The sequence below is a fragment of the Pseudoalteromonas fuliginea genome (genome assembly GCF_000690055.1).
Classification (GTDB): Bacteria; Pseudomonadota; Gammaproteobacteria; order Enterobacterales; family Alteromonadaceae; genus Pseudoalteromonas; species Pseudoalteromonas fuliginea.
On sequence record NZ_JJNZ01000183.1, the window covers coordinates 1 to 269 of the forward strand.

Below are 269 nucleotides of genomic sequence, written 5' to 3' on the forward strand. Positions count from 1 at the left end.
AAGATGCAGGCTTCCCGCGGTTAGACGGAAAGACCCCGTGCACCTTTACTACAGCTTCGCACTGGCATCAGGATTGTGACGTGCAGGATAGGTGGTAGGCATCGAAACCGTGACGCTAGTCGCGGTGGAGCCTCCCTTGAGATACCACCCTTCGCACTCTTGATGTCTAACCGCGGTCCGTTATCCGGATCCGGGACCCTGCGTGGCGGGTAGTTTGACTGGGGCGGTCGCCCCCTAAAGCGTAACGGAGGCGCGCGAAGGGTGGCTCA

General features: G+C 60.2%; 1 rRNA gene. It reads left to right on the plus strand.

Annotated features, from left to right (window positions below):
• Positions 1-269 (plus strand): 23S ribosomal RNA (locus DC53_RS00200); the annotation flags it as partial.